The sequence below is a fragment of the Pseudoalteromonas luteoviolacea S2607 genome (assembly GCF_001625575.1).
Lineage (GTDB): Bacteria > Pseudomonadota > Gammaproteobacteria > Enterobacterales > Alteromonadaceae > Pseudoalteromonas > Pseudoalteromonas luteoviolacea_E.
Genome location: NZ_AUXV01000067.1, coordinates 277,076 through 292,523, shown reverse-complemented (window position 1 = coordinate 292,523; position 15,448 = coordinate 277,076). Strand labels below are relative to the sequence as shown.

Here is a 15,448-nt window from a genome sequence, read left to right as displayed (position 1 = left end):
TCATTCGGTGGCAAGAACAGCATTTAATCAGAGAAATTTATCTCCCTAAATGCTGCTTCTTTGCATACCACTCAGCTAAGGAAGGTTTGCTGCTGCTTCTAGCCTTACCATCGGCGCACTCGGTTTACGTCGATTGCATACAAATAAGTAGCTATTTCGATAACGCTTTGCTTCTTTTTTAGCGTCAGTTGCCAATGCGGCTACTTGATGACTGTTATGGCAAGAGTGTACATCAGGACTAACTAACCCTATTGATAGCGTCAGTAGCGGGACAAACTGCTTTTGCCCTTCACGATTCGTAGCCCAATAGCCACCAGCCGCAACATGTTCAGGCGTAAACAGCGACTTTGAACGCGCCTCAAACAGTTCGATGATCTGATGGCAAAGAGACTCTGCATCGGCGCCATCGAACACCACCATAAAGTCATCACCGCCAATATGACCCACAAAACACTGACTCTGCTTACAGACTTCCAAGGTGACATCGGCCAGCAATTTAATCACACTGTCACCACTTGCATAGCCATATAAATCGTTAAACTGTTTAAAGTGGTTTAGATCTATGTAGCCTAGAGAGAATTCATGCTTGGCTTTCAAGCGCTGTTCTATCGCTTCATTTATAGCAACGTTGCCTGGCAACATCGTAAGAGGATTAGCATGTTGCGCATGGCGAATCTTCTCTTCGGTAATATGTTTTAAAATGTCTCTAAGCGGTGCGAGCCCCAGATACTCGCCCTCTTTTGTAATAACAATGTGCCGCCTGATATCAAACTCATTTTCAGTGATCATTTGACTCACATAGTCGAGTTTTTGTTGCTCATCAACAATAAGTGGCTGCTTATCCATTAACTTCACCACTGATTTCTTATCAAATAGTGCATGGCCGTATGGTGAAGCGAATACTTCAGTGAGCTGATCTCGGTGTAACAGACCTACGGGCTGCCTGTTATCATTTAGCACTGCAATGCTCATCAGCTGTTTGTTCTGCTCGAACCGTCTGTGGGCATCTAAGCACTGTGTATTGGTATGTATTGCCGTTACATCCATCGCTAACCAGCCTATTGCCATAGATTGCTCAAACTGGCTCGTTGGAGATGTCGCTTGGCTTAGCTGAGTGGGTTTGTCGTGTATGTTGTTAATGACATTATTAGGCTGACAACTTGGCTTCGCGAGTAAAAAGCCCTGAGCATTTACGATCCCGAGCTTTTTGAGTAAGCGAAGCTCTTCTTCTCGTTCGATCCCCTCTGCAATCACCGCTGTATTGGTCGCCTTAGCAAGATCAATGATAGACTTTAGGAATTCACGCTTAACAATACTTTGATCGCAATAATCTATAAAGTAGCGGTCCACTTTAACAAAGTCGGGGCATAGTTCAGACCACTGCTTAAGTCCAGAATACCCAGCACCTAAGTCGTCTATCGCAATCTTAAAGCCAAGCTGGCGATAGTGAGAGATAGTCTTCAAAAGTAAAAAACCATCATCCACTTTATCTTGCTCTGTGACTTCAATTACGACCCGGTTACAGTTTAGACCAGCCTCTTCAATGAGGTGCAGCGTTTCCCCTTTAGGATGATGAGGATCAAGCAAGGCCTTAGGGCTCACGTTGAGAAATAATTTACCGGGCAAATTAAGCCGAGCAAACTGTTCTATCGCTTTTTTACGGCACAGCAATTCAAGTTCAGAAAGTCGGTCATACTTACTGGCTGCTGCAAACATCTTATCTGGCTGAACAAGGTCGTTATCTAAACTACCCCGGCTTAAAGCCTCAAAACCAAGGATCTTTTCTTTTGCAAGATCAAAAATAGGTTGAAACATTGGATACACAGCATCGTTGCTGAGAATGTCATCCAACATGGATTTTATAGGATCCACAGGTACAGCCAATCAAATTAAAGTGTTCAATAATCAGCCAAATTATCAAGGATTTATGACAATTAGATTGCAATCAGATGGAATTTACCAATTATGGGAATGAAAAATATGCATGGTCACTTAAAAAAGTGGTGAAAACATGGAGGCAAAGTGAGAGCAATGCCCTCACCTTAAGCGTTTAATTTAACGCTCTTTCAACTTGGTCGAAATGGGCGATAACTTCAACAATTTCTAGCTCAGCATCTTGGTACTGTGCATTTTCAGTAAAACCTAACTTTGCAATTGCCTGTACTGTAGCAGGGTGCACTAATAAGTCTTTCGCGTGATAACAAACAGGATCGCTATACTTTGGCAGCTTGCCATCTTCATGGTAACCACTTTCAATCTCTTCTAGTGGCAAAGATGGGATCAAGTCGGCTGCTTTATCTAGCGCATCTAAATAGTCCTTACATTGAGGGTACTTAGTGACGAAATCAGAAAGTACGCTACGTGAAGTTGCAACCAAGTTTGCAGACTCTTTCTCAAGTTCAGATGCGGATTTTTGCTCTCTGATATTCGCTAAAAGGGCTTTTGCCTTCGTTTTATACTGGCTTAATGCATTCTCGGTAACTGGTGCTTTTTTCTCTGGCTGAGTAGTTTGCGCGCTTTCTTTTTCTGAACATGCAAAAAGTGCCAAAGCAGCACATGCAATTCCTAGCTGTTTATACATACTATCCTCAAATCTTTATTATTGATAACAATTCTCATTATACAGTCTTGTCATCATTTTGAAACAACAAAGGCCACATTAACTGTGGCCTTTTTGATTCTGATCGAGAAGATAGCGTTTATTACATTTTATACATGGATAAACGCTTCCAGACGAAGCCTAAAATTAAGGCATAGCATCCAAATCAGCACCTTCTTTTTCAACTTCCACTGGGATTAAGTCTTCTTTACTCACACCCATAGCAACCGCTACAGAACTTGCTACATAAACAGAAGAGTATGTACCAATGAACACACCAAATAATAATGCAGTCGCAAAACCATGGATGGTTTGGCCACCCCATACAAATAGCGCGATCAATACAAGAATAGTCGTGATTGATGTTACAAGGGTACGGTTCATTGTTTGTGTCAGTGAAATATCAATGATCTCAATGGTATCGTCAATACGTACCTTACGGAAGTTTTCACGAATACGGTCAGATACAACAATGGTGTCATTCAGTGAATAACCGATTACTGCCAAAATTGCCGCCAAAATGGTCAAGTCAAATTCAAGCTCAAGTAAAGAGAACAGACCCATTGTCAGAATCACATCATGGAAAAGAGCTGCAACCGCACCAACGGCAAAGCGCCATTCGAATCGAAACGCAACGTAGACCAAAATACACAGCAGTGCCGTCAGCATAGCCAAGCCGCCCTGCTCTTTTAGATCTTCACCCACGCTTGGACCTACAAACTCAATACGACGCATTTCAACGCTGCTGTCAGCCAGTTTTAACGCATCAATCAGCTGGTTGCCAATAGTCTCCGCCTTAACATCATCACGAGGGGCGATACGAACCAATACCTCTTGGCTTGAACCAAATAGCGTTACTGCGGCATCTGCAAACCCATTCTCAGCAAGTACTTTACGGATCTTTGGTAAATCAGCAGGTTGTGAAAAACCAACTTCTACCGCTGTACCGCCTGTGAAATCCAAACCAAAGTTCAGGCCTTTGACCATAAACGATGCAATAGAAGCCAAAATCAGTAACGCTGAAAAAGCCATCGACAACTTACGTGCCGACATAAAGCGGATTGTGCTTGATAATTTTAATAACTGCATATTCGCTCCTATATCGACAGCTTGTTGATGCGTTTACCGCCAATAAAGGCGTTGATCACGGCACGAGTACCAACAATCGCTGTAAACATAGATGTCAAAATACCGATTGCTAATGTCACGGCAAAACCTGCTATTGGGCCGGTTCCCACCGAGAACAAAATAACCGCAGCTATTAAAGTTGTGATATTCGCGTCAAAAATAGTACTGAAGGCACTGTCATAGCCAAAGTGAACAGCTTGCTGTGGGCTGCGCCCGTCCGCCAACTCCTCTCGAATACGCTCAAAAATAAGCACGTTCGCATCGACTGCCATACCAACAGTTAGTACTATACCCGCAATACCTGGTAGCGTTAGTGTTGCACCACTGATCATCGACATCACACCAATGATCATCACAAGGTTTGCTGCCAGCGCTAAATTAGCGACTAGACCAAACCCTTTGTAGTACATCAACATGAAAGCAAGTACAAAAGCGAAACCAAGCACAACGGCGGTCATACCCGCTTCAATGTTTTCTTGACCAAGGCTGGGGCCTACCGTTCGCTCTTCCACGATCTGAATAGGCGCAACCAGCGCACCTGCACGTAAAAGTAAGCTCAGATTATGTGCTTCTGCTGGGTTATCTATACCGGTGATACGGAATGAGTTATTTAAACGTGATTGAATGGTCGCGACGTTAATCACTTCTTCAACTTTAATTGGTGGAAGCGCTTTACCTTCAGCATCAACTTTACCTGAAGGCTTGTATTCAATAAATACCGTTGCCATGCTCTTACCAACTGCGCGTTTGGTAAAGGCACTCATTTTAGCGCCACCTTTGCTATCAAGGTTAATGCTTACTTGAGGACGCTGGTACTCATCCATGCCCGATTGTGCACCGGTAATGTGTGAGCCTTCCAAAATCACGCGTTTTTTCAATACCACTGGGTAGCCATCTTTGTGATACAGTACTTCGCTACCGCCAGGCACTCGGCCTTGCGCAGCTGTACGTGTATCCGCACGCTCGTCCACTTCACGGAATTCTAAAGTCGCTGTGGCACCTAAAATTTCTTTCGCACGCGCGGTGTCTTGTACACCAGGTAGTTGAACGATAATACGTTCGGAACCCTGTCGCTGTACATTTGGCTCTGCAACACCGAGTTGATTGATACGGTTACGAATGATGGTTTCGTTTTGCTTGATTGCATAGTCGCGTAACTCGCGCTTTTTCAAATCGCTCAAGCTAGAGAAGAACGCTAAGTCATTGCTACTATCATTGACAAATACATTGCCGGGGTAACGATTTTTCAAGAAACGCTCAGCGGCCTTTTTGTCTTCTTCTGAACGCATAACCACTTGAATACGTTCACTATTGGTAACTTGACGAATAGAACCATAACGTAATTTTTCTTCACGTAGGTCACTCTTAAAGTCTTGCTCCATCTGCTCAAGCGCTTTACCCATCGCCGTTGCCATGTCCACTTCCATCGTAAAGTGGACACCACCGCTTAAGTCCAAGCCAAGCTTCATTGGATTCGCGCCAATGTTTTTCAGCCAATCAGGCTGTGCTGGAGACATGTTAATTGCTGAGATGTAATCTTCGCTTAGTGTATCACGTAGGATATCCTGCGCTTTTAGCTGATCTTCAACGTTTTTAAAGCGAATAAGCACTTGCCCTTCTTCAAGAACGGCAGATTTAATTGGTAAGTTGTTTGTTTGAAGTGTTTTATTTGCTTGATCAAGCACGCTTAAATCAGCGTCAGCTCCTTTCGTACCAGAAATTTGTATGGCCGGATCACGACCATACATATTAGGGGTAGCATAGAGAATGCCAACGGCCAATACAGCGAGTACAAGTAAATATTTCCACATTGGATACTTGTTTAGCACTGGATTATCCCTTTCTTATTGTTATAGCGATTTCATTGTACCCTTAGGTAAAACTGCTGCAACCGCTGATTTTTGAACTGTTACTTCAACTTGGTCATTCAGGGCAATTACCACGAAATCTTTGTCTTCTGCAACTTTCGAAACTTTACCGACAAGGCCACCTGAAGTAAGTACTTCATCACCTTTGCCCAAAGCACCCATAAGGTCTTTATGCTCTTTTACGCGCTTAGCTTGTGGTCGGTAAATTAAGAAATAAAATACCAAACCAAAAATAGCCAACATAATAAGCATTTCCATACCACCACCAGCAGGGGCAGCAGCCGCAGTGCTTGCGTGGGCGTTAGAAATAAATAAGCTCATTGCTTTTCCTCATTTAATTTTGATAAAACTTTTACTCTGCTTCTACGTCAGCTAGAGGCGGTACAGGTAAGCCTCTACGCTCGTAAAAATCAGCTACAAATTCTTCAAATGTCCCTTCAGTCAGGGCGTTCCTCATACCTTCCATCAAACGCTGGTAATAACGTAAATTGTGGATGGTATTCAATCTTGCACCTAAAATTTCATTACACTTGTCTAAGTGATGCAAGTAGGCACGAGAATAATTCTTACACGTGTGACAATCACACTCTGCGTCCAAAGGACTTGTATCTGTTTTGTGAACTGCGTTACGGATTTTAATCACACCATCGGTAACAAACAAGTGCCCATTTCGTGCGTTTCGCGTAGGCATTACACAGTCGAACATATCGATACCACGGCGTACGGCTTCAACTAGATCTTCCGGCTTACCCACCCCCATCAAGTAACGAGGCTTTTGCTCTGGCATTTTGTAAGCACAATGGTCCAGAATTTTAACCATTTCTTCTTTTGGCTCACCAACAGATAAACCACCTAACGCATAACCGTCAAAACCTATATCTTCTAGGCCTTTTTGTGACTCTGCACGCAGTTCAGGATACATACCGCCTTGGATAATACCGAATAACGCAGATGGGTTATCACCATGCGCTTCTTTAGAGCGTTTAGCCCAGCGTAGTGACAGCTCCATAGAGTCTTTTGCTTCTTTTTCTGTTGCTGGGTAAGGCGTACATTCGTCAAATATCATCACGATATCTGAGCCTAAATCACGCTGAACCTCCATTGCTTTTTCTGGAGAAAGCATGATCTTTTCACCATTTACAGGTGATTTAAATAGCACGCCCTCTTCAGAAATTTTACGCATCGCCCCTAGACTGAATACCTGGAAGCCACCTGAATCGGTCAGAATTGGTTTATCCCAATTCATAAAATCATGTAGGTCACCATGCTGTTTAATAATTTCAGTGCCTGGACGTAACATTAGGTGAAACGTGTTTCCAAGACAGATGTGGGCACCCGTTTCTTTCAACTCGTCTGGCGTCATGCCTTTTACTGTTCCATAGGTACCTACTGGCATAAACGCAGGTGTTTCTACAACACCACGATCAAACACCAAACGACCACGGCGGGCTTTGCCATGCGTACAATCTAATTCAAATTTCATATCTACCTCGTGTCGGAAAAACAGTCCAACAATTCTTAACCAATGACTTTTTCCCATGTAGGGGTCATATAAACCGTCAGATTCTACCAATAAAGGCCGAGCAATTCTAATATTGGGGCTAAAAAGCGATAAATAAAGTCACAGTTATAAAAGGTACTTATTAAAAACAAAAAACCCGGCATTTCGCCGGGCTGTATTTTTATGCTTTATTTTGTCTGGTCAAGAACATCGCATCACCATAACTGAAAAAGCGATAGCGTTCTTCTATCGCAGTTTCATAGGCATTCATGATGTGATCTTGTCCGGAAAAGGCGCTGACCAACATAATCAATGTCGATTCAGGTAAATGGAAGTTTGTGATCATCACATCAACGACATTGAACTGATAACCAGGGAAGATGAAGATATCTGTATCACCATAAAATGGCTTCAATTCGCCGCCATGTACTTTTGCCGCAGACTCTAACGAGCGTACAGAGGTAGTACCTACAGCAATCACCCGACCACCTCGCTGCTTACAACGCGTCACCGCGTCAACGACATCTTCAGGTACTTCAATGTACTCGGAGTGCATATTGTGGTCTTTAACGTCATCTACACGCACCGGCTGAAATGTACCAGCCCCTACATGTAGTGTAACAAAAGCCATATCAACGCCTTTGTCTTTCAGCTGAGCCATTAAGGTATCATCGAAGTGTAAACCTGCTGTAGGTGCGGCTACAGCACCTGGCTTTTCACTGTAAACCGTTTGATACCTTTCTTTGTCGCCTTCTTCATCGGGACGATCTATGTAAGGTGGCAATGGCATATGACCAATTTCGTCGAGTATGGTCAGCACACTGTGCTCACCCTCAAATGCAAGCTCAAACAATTCACCATGACGCGCAACCATTGTCGCCTGTGCTTTACCTTCTAAGATCAACTCAGCCCCTGGTTTAGGTGACTTACTTGAGCGAACGTGGGCAAGTACTCGATGTTCATCTAGAATACGCTCGACCAACACTTCAACTTTGCCGCCAGTCGCTTTTTGGCCAAACATGCGAGCTGGGATCACTTTAGTATTATTGAAAATGATCAGATCTTCTGGCTCAATTAGATCAATAATATCCTTGAATATCTTGTGTTCTAGATTACCACTGTCACCATTGAGAGTAAGTAAGCGGCTACTCGTACGTTCCGCTTTTGGGTGACGAGCAATTAATTCATCGGGAAGTTCAAAACTAAAGTCAGCTACGCGCATGTAGACCTCATATTCGTGCAAGTTGGCGGCAAGTCTAGTGCTGCACGGAAATGAAATCAAGCAACATAGGATATCTATTCATACTTTTTAGGCTCTTGTCAGCTGTGTCAAATAGCTTTACTCTACTGGCTATTGCGCGCTCATACGCGTAAAAACCAGCCATAACAAATTGAGTGCGATATTGCGAAAAAGGCAATATAAAACAACCTAATAAATTGATATGGGCAGTAGAATACGAACTAGAAACATGCGTTTGAGGTAGTAACGCCATGGCAAAACAGCTGACTTTATTACTCGTCAATGCGGATCATATTGAGCGCCAGACCGTAATAAGAACGTTACAAAAGCTAAATGTATTCCAAATTATTGAGCTCAGTGATACTCAAGCGGCACTGCAATTATTAAAGCAACAGGCCGTTGATCTGGTGATCAGTGGCTTGAATGTGGGTAAGATCGATGGCTGGCGCTTTTCTCGTATGATCCGTTCTGGGTTACTCAAAACGCCAAAGAATACCCCTATTGTACTTATACCTCCGACTTACTGCGAACGCATTGCCGAAACCACCGCTCGCAGTTACAGCATTGACGCCGTATTACCGTTAGAGCGCCATGATGTACTACCGCAAGTTTTAGCCAATGTACTGTCTACTCATTTGCAAAAAAGTAGTCGGCTGAATTTGCTGCTGTTAGAGCACAACGAGAAAAAAGCAGCTGACATTGTCGACCATTTAGCATTGAGCTTTACTACCAAACATGTGATCTCTGCCAATACTGCTCTTTCTGAATTTTTACAGAATGATTACGCCATTGTATTGCTCGACGCAACATCTACCCGTGCAGAAACCACCAAGGAACTGGTTGCAAACATACTACAACACAAGCCTAGTCAAGCAATTGTAACAATTATCGACAATCAAGATGCAGATTATGCAGAGCAGTTATTACTACTGGGTGTAACTGACTTTGTGCGCTCTCCTTATAACTTATCTCTGTTAAGTAAGGTGTGTGATCATGCCGCACGCCGCGAAGATTTTATGGTGAGCTATGCCGAGTTTGCTAACAAAGTCGAACAACTAAGTCGCAGCGAACAAAGCTATAAGGAGCTGTTTTCTGCTCACCAACGGATCCTGCTTCATTTAAACACCGTGGTGCTCGAATTAGATGCCAATGGCACTATCAGATTCATTAACCCGGCATGGGAGCAACTAACGGGCCATAAGCTGAAATCAACACTTTCAACCCAGCTGTGTGACTATGTACTGCCAGAGTATTTACCTAAACTACACCTCATCGTTAAAGAGATATTGGCAGGGGCGCAATCTTCAACATTTGAGCTTCAAATGAGACATCACTCAGGGAGTGCTGTTTGGGTAGAATGTCGTTTTCAGTTAATTAAAAATAAAACCAGTACAACGACAATTACTGCCACCATAGACAATATTCATGAGCGCAAAGAGGCGGAGTTGCAGCTGAGACATTTAGCGCTACATGACACGCTCACGGGTTTACACAACCGGTATTACTTTGACCAACAGCTTAACCTGTTTTGCCAACAGGCCAAGTTACAGGGCGATATAGAGCATGCGCTGATCTACATCGATCTCGATCACTTTAAGATTATCAATGACAGTAAAGGCCACCAACAAGGTGACATTGTATTGCAAGAGGTCGCACAGTTATTTGGTGAGCATATCAGTCAAGAGCACCTGATCTTTCGGATCGGTGGCGATGAATTTGCAGTGCTCCTTAAAAACAAATCGCTACTTGAAGCACATATGATGGCTGAAGGTATTTGTAGTGCGATTGAAAACCATAGATTTCATTCAGAAGAAGCAAGTTATACCATCAGCTGTTCTATTGGACTGACACAAATTACACAAACCAACAGCGATCCGAATGAATGCTTAAAACAGTCAGATATTGCACTCTATATTGCCAAAAACCTTGGTCGTAATTTGGTACATTGCTATAGCAAAGAAGACGACAAAAACAGTACCTTACAGACTGGATTGGAATGGGGTCATAGTGTTCGAGAAGCTTTAAAAAACAATCAATTAGAGCTACATTATCAGCCTATATGGGACTTTAAAAATAACTCCATCGCTTACTATGAGACGCTACTGCGCTTAGTTATAGACGACAAACTCATCTACCCTAACCAGTTTATCCCAGCTTTAGAGTTACTCAATGATACTTACTTGATGGACCAATCGGTTATCAGAGAAAGCATCAAAGCGGTGGCGACACACCCAGAGCTTCATCAGGTTTCATTGAACCTGTCTGCGCAATCCTTTTTGGATGAGCGGTTAATGCCGCACATTCAAAGTTGTCTACGAGACTTTCAAGTCCCAGCACATTGCATTATTTTCGAAATTACAGAATCTGCCAGTATTAATAATCTCACCGCAACCCAAGCGATGATAAAACAGCTTAACCAATTAGGTTGTCATTTCTCTATTGATGATTTTGGCACGGGGTTTAGTACATTTAGTTACCTAAAACAGTTGCCTGCACAGCATGTTAAAATCGACGGTTCCTTCGTAAGAGATATGCTGAATGACCCAATTGACCTCGCGCTGGTAAAAGCCGTTAACGATATTAGCCACTCTTTAGATAAGAGTTCTGTTGCTGAATATGTTGAAAACAAAGAAATTTTTGAAGCGCTCAAAGAGATTGGTGTCGACTATGGTCAAGGCTACTTCATCTCTCGTCCATTACCGATAGAGCAACTCAAACTTGCCCTAGAAACTATTTTATCACTAAAAACAGCGTGCTAACCAAAACGGGTAAAAAAGTCGCTGCAGTAAAATAAAAACTCAACTATAATTAAAGCTCGCAACGAAATGTCTCCTAGTTTAAGTTACTTACATAAAACTAGGCGACATCTAATGGATTTGAGCACATCTCGCAATGGAATTCGAGGAGCTAAGTATGTTTCAGTTTATTCTGTTTTTATCACTGGTACATTGTTTAATTGCTTTACAATGCTACCGCTGCGCTAAACAAAAAGGGTATCCAACTAAATTATTCACTTTATTGGGCATTATTCCATATTTTAATTTAGTTGTTTGGGTATATTTGTTGTTTCTACCCAACATTATGTCACAGAGTAGGCTCAGCTCTACTTAAACATTCAGTGCTTAGTCTGCAAACTAATTGTACTAACACCTAAAAGCAGTGTCATTGACACTGCTTTTTAATGAAATCACCCACCTGATTACTAAACATTTTAAAGTCTCGTATTCGGCCTGTGGTTTTTCGCCATAATAGCCCTATCTCTCGATACGCTTCTGCTTGCGGGGATAGCGTAACCATTGGCTTACCTTCCAAAATACCGGCATTGAGCGCCATTTGCGGTAAAAAAGTCACGCCGTTTTGATATTCCACCATACTCAATAAAGTATGTAAGTTGGCGGCCTCAAAAGGGTTGATACACTCACTGCGGTTCAAGTGACATGCACTCAATGCATGCCCCGTCATACAGTGCTCTCTCTCGAGTAAAAAGACACTATCTTCTGGCAATAAGTTGAAATCTTCCAAGATTTCTGGAATGTGATAGTCCTGGTGACGTACCAGTGAAAAGTGATCTTTGGCCAATACCTGAGTATGAAACTTCTCCGTTCTATATGGCAGCGCAAGCATACCCATATCGATATGACCTTGCTCTAGCTTTTCCAGTAATCGATCGCTGGTGTCTTCAACAAGGACCAGCTTTAAATCTGGAAATGTTGCTTGGCAAAATTGATATAAAGGCGCGGCAATAAAACTGGCAATCGTCGGGATCATGCCCAACACCAACTTGCCCGAGAGCGGATTTTTATAGCTTTTGGTCAGCTCAACAACACTGATTGAATCGTCGATAATTTTCTTCGCTCGCTCAACGACTTCTTCACCAACGTCAGTAAACATCAGGCTGCGGTTTTCACGTTCGATTAACTGACAACCGAGTGTTTCTTCTAGATTTTGAATCGCGCTACTGAGCGTAGACTGGCCGACGAAGCAGGCCTCTGCTGCACGTCCGAAGTGCTGTTGTTGATGCACAGCAATGAGATATTGTAATTGTTTTATACTTGGTAAGTTATTCACTTGTGTACCCATAAATAAAAAGACCCCAGCACCTAAGGCGCTGAGATCTTTTCAAGCTAAAAGTCTGTCTTCTATTAAACGCCGAAAGCGGTTCGTAGAATATAGAATATAACAATAGCAAGGGCAGCACCGACTGGCAATGTGATCACCCAAGAAACCACAATGTTTCTTATCACACCCATGTTAAGTGCAGCAATACCACGTGCCATACCTACACCTAAAACAGCGCCTACAAGCGTTTGCGTCGTTGAAATTGGCAACCCAGTACCAGAGGCAATTACCACGGTAGAAGCTGCTGCTAGTTCAGCTGCAAAGCCACGACTTGGTGTTAAGTGCGTAATGCCTTCACCAATTGTTTTAATTACTTTCTTGCCAAGTACCGCTAAACCTACAACAATACCCAGACCGCCAAGTGGTAAGATCCACCATGCAAGCGCGGCTTTCTTTGCCATCTCACCATTGTTTTCTACAATATTAACAACCGCAGCAAGTGGACCAATTGCATTAGCCACGTCATTTGAACCGTGCGCGAACGCCATACAACATGCAGTTAGTACCATTAGTACTGCAAACACTTTCTCAACGTTATTGAACTGCATTTGTTTATCAGCATTCGGGTCCATCTTCATGCGTGAAATAACCACTTTACCGATAAGGCCGATCAGTACTGCGATGCCAATCGCCAGCGCATATCCCTCAAATGTGCCAAGGTTAATACCGATATGCTTTAAACCTTTTTTGATGGTGACTAGTGACATTACAAAGCCAGCTAGACCCATATAGAGTGGTACAAAGCGCTTTGCGTTGTTAAGCGGCTTGTCAGTATCAAAAATTAGCTTCTGCGCACTCATGAAGATTAAGTAAGCAATGAAGCCAGAAATAGCCGGTGTGACCACCCAGCTTCCGACGATGCCTGCCACTTTACCCCACTGAATCGCTTCACTACCCACTGCTACAAGCGCAAAACCAATGATTGCACCGATAATCGAGTGGGTTGTTGATACCGGCCAGCCTAGCATTGAAGCTAACAGTAACCACGCACCTGCGGCAAATAATGCTGAGATCATACCCAGTATCATTAGTTCAGGGATGTCCGCAAATGGCGCCGCATCGATAATCCCTTTACGAATTGTCGATGTAACCTCACCACCAGCAAGGTATGCACCAGCGAATTCAAAAATCATCGCGATAATAATCGCTTGCTTAATTGTCAGTGCTTTAGAGCCTACTGACGTACCCATCGCATTAGCTACATCGTTTGCACCAATACCATAAGCCATAAAGAAACCAACTGCAGCTGCGATGATGACTAGCATCGAGCCATAGGAAGCAATGAATTCCATTGAAAAACCTTTAGTGCTGTTTCAGCACTGTTTTGTATTTGTGTTCTCGTTGTCTACTTTTATCGATTTAACGACTCACAAATAACTATTAAACAAACACAACACTGTGCTCTCTAGCATTAACTCGCTTGGAGAGTAATCACAGTGTACAACTATTTAACTCGTTTCGCTGATTAAGAATCAGCGTGCTAGCATCACCTCAAGGCGAGCGCCAACACGTTCAGCGATATCGGCAAGTTCACCTACCCACTCGATGATCTTGTATAAGAACATCACATCAATCGGGTTAAGATCAGCTTCTACCTGACGAAGTTCTTGGCGAATTTTTATTTGCATGTCGTCTGTATCTTGCTCAATCGCGTCAAGCTCAACTAACATTTTCTCGACCAAGGCAACTTCACGACCTCTGAACCCTGTTTCCAGTAGCTCATCTAGTTCGTTAATCGCTTTAGAGGCTTGTTTCGTTGCATCTACACAGCGTGATAGATAAGCAACAAAGTCTTTTTGAATAGATTCGGGAATCGCCATTTCACGACCAACAACTCGTCCTGCGATGTCTTTGGCTTTATTGGCAATTTTATCTTGATGGGTAATAAGTTCCAGTAAATCAGTCCGTTCAACTGGCATGAATAAACCGCGAGGAAGTTGTAAACGTACTTCTCGTTTTAACGCATCCGCTTCGCGTTCTAGGTTACGAATATTAACGCGAAGTGCATCCGCTTCAGTCCACTCCCCTTTGAAGACATGTTCAAAGAACGGGATCAAGCTTTCACTGGCTTGATGCACTATCTTAATGTGCTCTTCAATCGGCTTTATAGGAGATTTTGCAAACACTCCTAAAAACGCATTACTAGGCATAACTGACCCTTAAATCATATTAATATGCATGTGCAGAGGCCAAGTTTACAGCATTAACCGAATTTGTGAACGATTTTTATCATGAACTAGGGATTAATCGTTCACATTGACACAATTAATCCCCAATAAAACTATAACGATTTTTCGATATCTTCTTGAGAGGTATGACGAATATCTTTACCGTTTACAAAGTAAATAACGTATTCCGCAATATTTTGACAACGATCACCAATTCTTTCCAATGAACGTACAGACCAAACCAAGTCCATAATTTTTGGAATAGAACGAGGGTCTTCCATCATATAAGTCATGATTTGACGTGTTAGCGCCTCATATTCTCTATCTACTTTTGCGTCTTCTTTATGGACTTCGAATGCGCGTTGAGCGTCCATTCTGGCAAACGAGTCTAATACGTCGTGTAGCATTTTAGACACCAATCTACCCATGTTCTCAACATTCACTAGAAGGTGCTGCTGATCTTTGGTGAAAGAGTCCAACGCCACTTTGGCAATGCGCTCGGCTTCATCGCCAATACGCTCTAAATCTGCAATCGTTTTAGCAATTGCAACAACCAACCTTAAGTCACTGGCTGCTGGCTGTCTTTTAGCAATGATGCGTGTACATTCTTCATCAATGTTCACTTCCATTGCATTTACTTTGTAATCATTTTCACTCACTTTACGCGCTTTATCTGCATCACTCGTGCTCACAGCGTCTAGCGCAAGGTTTAGTTGCTGCTCAACCAACCCACCCATGCTTAATACATGGTTTCTTACGTTTTCTAGCTCTTCATTGAAGCGACCAGAAATGTGCTTATTAATATTGTGTTCCATCTAAAGCCTA

The 15,448-nt window shown here is 42.8% G+C and carries 13 protein-coding genes; 2 read left to right on the top strand and 11 right to left on the bottom strand.

Annotation, left to right across the window (positions count from 1 at the left end; genetic code table 11):
- Positions 1–75: 75 nt before the first annotated feature.
- The 7 genes from N480_RS21505 to queA all read right to left on the bottom strand — a co-directional run bounded on the left by N480_RS21505 (position 76) and on the right by queA (position 8,318).
- Complete coding sequence (locus N480_RS21505; protein ID WP_419554953.1) at positions 76–1,854, bottom strand: GGDEF domain-containing protein; 1,779 nt, start codon at positions 1,852–1,854, stop codon at positions 76–78.
- Positions 1,855–2,050: 196 nt separating this feature from the next.
- Positions 2,051–2,581 carry a hypothetical protein gene (locus N480_RS21500; protein WP_063374489.1) on the bottom strand — a complete coding sequence of 177 codons (531 nt, stop codon included), beginning with the start codon at positions 2,579–2,581 and terminating at the stop codon, positions 2,051–2,053.
- A 165-nt stretch (positions 2,582–2,746) separates the two neighbouring features.
- Positions 2,747–3,688: a protein translocase subunit SecF gene (gene secF / locus N480_RS21495; RefSeq protein WP_063374488.1), complete on the bottom strand. Its 942-nt coding sequence runs from the start codon at positions 3,686–3,688 to the stop codon at positions 2,747–2,749.
- Positions 3,689–3,696: 8 nt separating this feature from the next.
- Positions 3,697–5,556 (bottom strand): protein translocase subunit SecD, encoded by a 1,860-nt coding sequence (gene secD, locus N480_RS21490; protein WP_063374487.1) that lies wholly within the window; start codon positions 5,554–5,556, stop codon positions 3,697–3,699.
- Between the two features lie 21 nt (positions 5,557–5,577).
- Positions 5,578–5,916: a preprotein translocase subunit YajC gene (gene yajC / locus N480_RS21485; RefSeq protein WP_063358707.1), complete on the bottom strand. Its 339-nt coding sequence runs from the start codon at positions 5,914–5,916 to the stop codon at positions 5,578–5,580.
- A gap of 31 nt (positions 5,917–5,947) precedes the next feature.
- On the bottom strand, positions 5,948–7,078 hold the full coding sequence (tgt, locus tag N480_RS21480) for a tRNA guanosine(34) transglycosylase Tgt (protein ID WP_063374486.1): 1,131 nt from the start codon (positions 7,076–7,078) through the stop codon (positions 5,948–5,950).
- A 199-nt stretch (positions 7,079–7,277) separates the two neighbouring features.
- Positions 7,278–8,318, bottom strand: a complete 1,041-nt coding sequence (gene queA / locus N480_RS21475) for a tRNA preQ1(34) S-adenosylmethionine ribosyltransferase-isomerase QueA (protein ID WP_063374485.1) — start codon at positions 8,316–8,318, stop codon at positions 7,278–7,280.
- Between the two features lie 269 nt (positions 8,319–8,587).
- On the opposite strand from queA, the gene N480_RS21465 reads away from it, so the two are divergent.
- On the top strand, positions 8,588–11,095 hold the full coding sequence (locus N480_RS21465; protein WP_063374483.1) for an EAL domain-containing protein: 2,508 nt from the start codon (positions 8,588–8,590) through the stop codon (positions 11,093–11,095).
- Between the two features lie 154 nt (positions 11,096–11,249).
- Positions 11,250–11,447 carry a hypothetical protein gene (locus tag N480_RS25840; protein WP_081225400.1) on the top strand — a complete coding sequence of 66 codons (198 nt, stop codon included), beginning with the start codon at positions 11,250–11,252 and terminating at the stop codon, positions 11,445–11,447.
- Between the two features lie 51 nt (positions 11,448–11,498).
- On the opposite strand, the gene N480_RS21460 is transcribed toward N480_RS25840, so the two are convergent.
- From N480_RS21460 to phoU, 4 genes are all read right to left on the bottom strand, one after another.
- Positions 11,499–12,404, bottom strand: a complete 906-nt coding sequence (locus N480_RS21460; RefSeq protein ID WP_063374525.1) for a hydrogen peroxide-inducible genes activator — start codon at positions 12,402–12,404, stop codon at positions 11,499–11,501.
- A 74-nt stretch (positions 12,405–12,478) separates the two neighbouring features.
- Positions 12,479–13,747: an inorganic phosphate transporter gene (locus N480_RS21455; RefSeq protein ID WP_063374482.1), complete on the bottom strand. Its 1,269-nt coding sequence runs from the start codon at positions 13,745–13,747 to the stop codon at positions 12,479–12,481.
- A 180-nt stretch (positions 13,748–13,927) separates the two neighbouring features.
- Complete coding sequence (locus tag N480_RS21450) at positions 13,928–14,605, bottom strand: TIGR00153 family protein (protein WP_063374481.1); 678 nt, start codon at positions 14,603–14,605, stop codon at positions 13,928–13,930.
- Between the two features lie 131 nt (positions 14,606–14,736).
- The gene (phoU, locus tag N480_RS21445) at positions 14,737–15,438 is read right to left on the bottom strand and encodes a phosphate signaling complex protein PhoU (protein WP_063374480.1); all 702 of its coding nucleotides are present in this window, start codon (positions 15,436–15,438) and stop codon (positions 14,737–14,739) included.
- Positions 15,439–15,448 lie beyond the last annotated feature (10 nt).

Excerpts from the sequence above, each read along its gene's own strand:
- yajC (WP_063358707.1), bottom strand. The coding sequence starts at position 5,916 with ATGAGCTTATTTATTTCTAACGCCCACGCAAGCACTGCGGCTGCTGCC.
- N480_RS21465 (WP_063374483.1), top strand. The coding sequence starts at position 8,588 with ATGGCAAAACAGCTGACTTTATTACTCGTCAATGCGGATCATATTGAG.
- N480_RS25840 (WP_081225400.1), top strand. The coding sequence starts at position 11,250 with ATGTTTCAGTTTATTCTGTTTTTATCACTGGTACATTGTTTAATTGCT.
- tgt (WP_063374486.1), bottom strand. The coding sequence starts at position 7,078 with ATGAAATTTGAATTAGATTGTACGCATGGCAAAGCCCGCCGTGGTCGT.
- secF (WP_063374488.1), bottom strand. The coding sequence starts at position 3,688 with ATGCAGTTATTAAAATTATCAAGCACAATCCGCTTTATGTCGGCACGT.
- queA (WP_063374485.1), bottom strand. The coding sequence starts at position 8,318 with ATGCGCGTAGCTGACTTTAGTTTTGAACTTCCCGATGAATTAATTGCT.
- N480_RS21455 (WP_063374482.1), bottom strand. The coding sequence starts at position 13,747 with ATGGAATTCATTGCTTCCTATGGCTCGATGCTAGTCATCATCGCAGCT.
- phoU (WP_063374480.1), bottom strand. The coding sequence starts at position 15,438 with ATGGAACACAATATTAATAAGCACATTTCTGGTCGCTTCAATGAAGAG.
- N480_RS21450 (WP_063374481.1), bottom strand. The coding sequence starts at position 14,605 with ATGCCTAGTAATGCGTTTTTAGGAGTGTTTGCAAAATCTCCTATAAAG.
- N480_RS21500 (WP_063374489.1), bottom strand. The coding sequence starts at position 2,581 with ATGTATAAACAGCTAGGAATTGCATGTGCTGCTTTGGCACTTTTTGCA.
- N480_RS21505 (WP_419554953.1), bottom strand. The coding sequence starts at position 1,854 with ATGTTGGATGACATTCTCAGCAACGATGCTGTGTATCCAATGTTTCAA.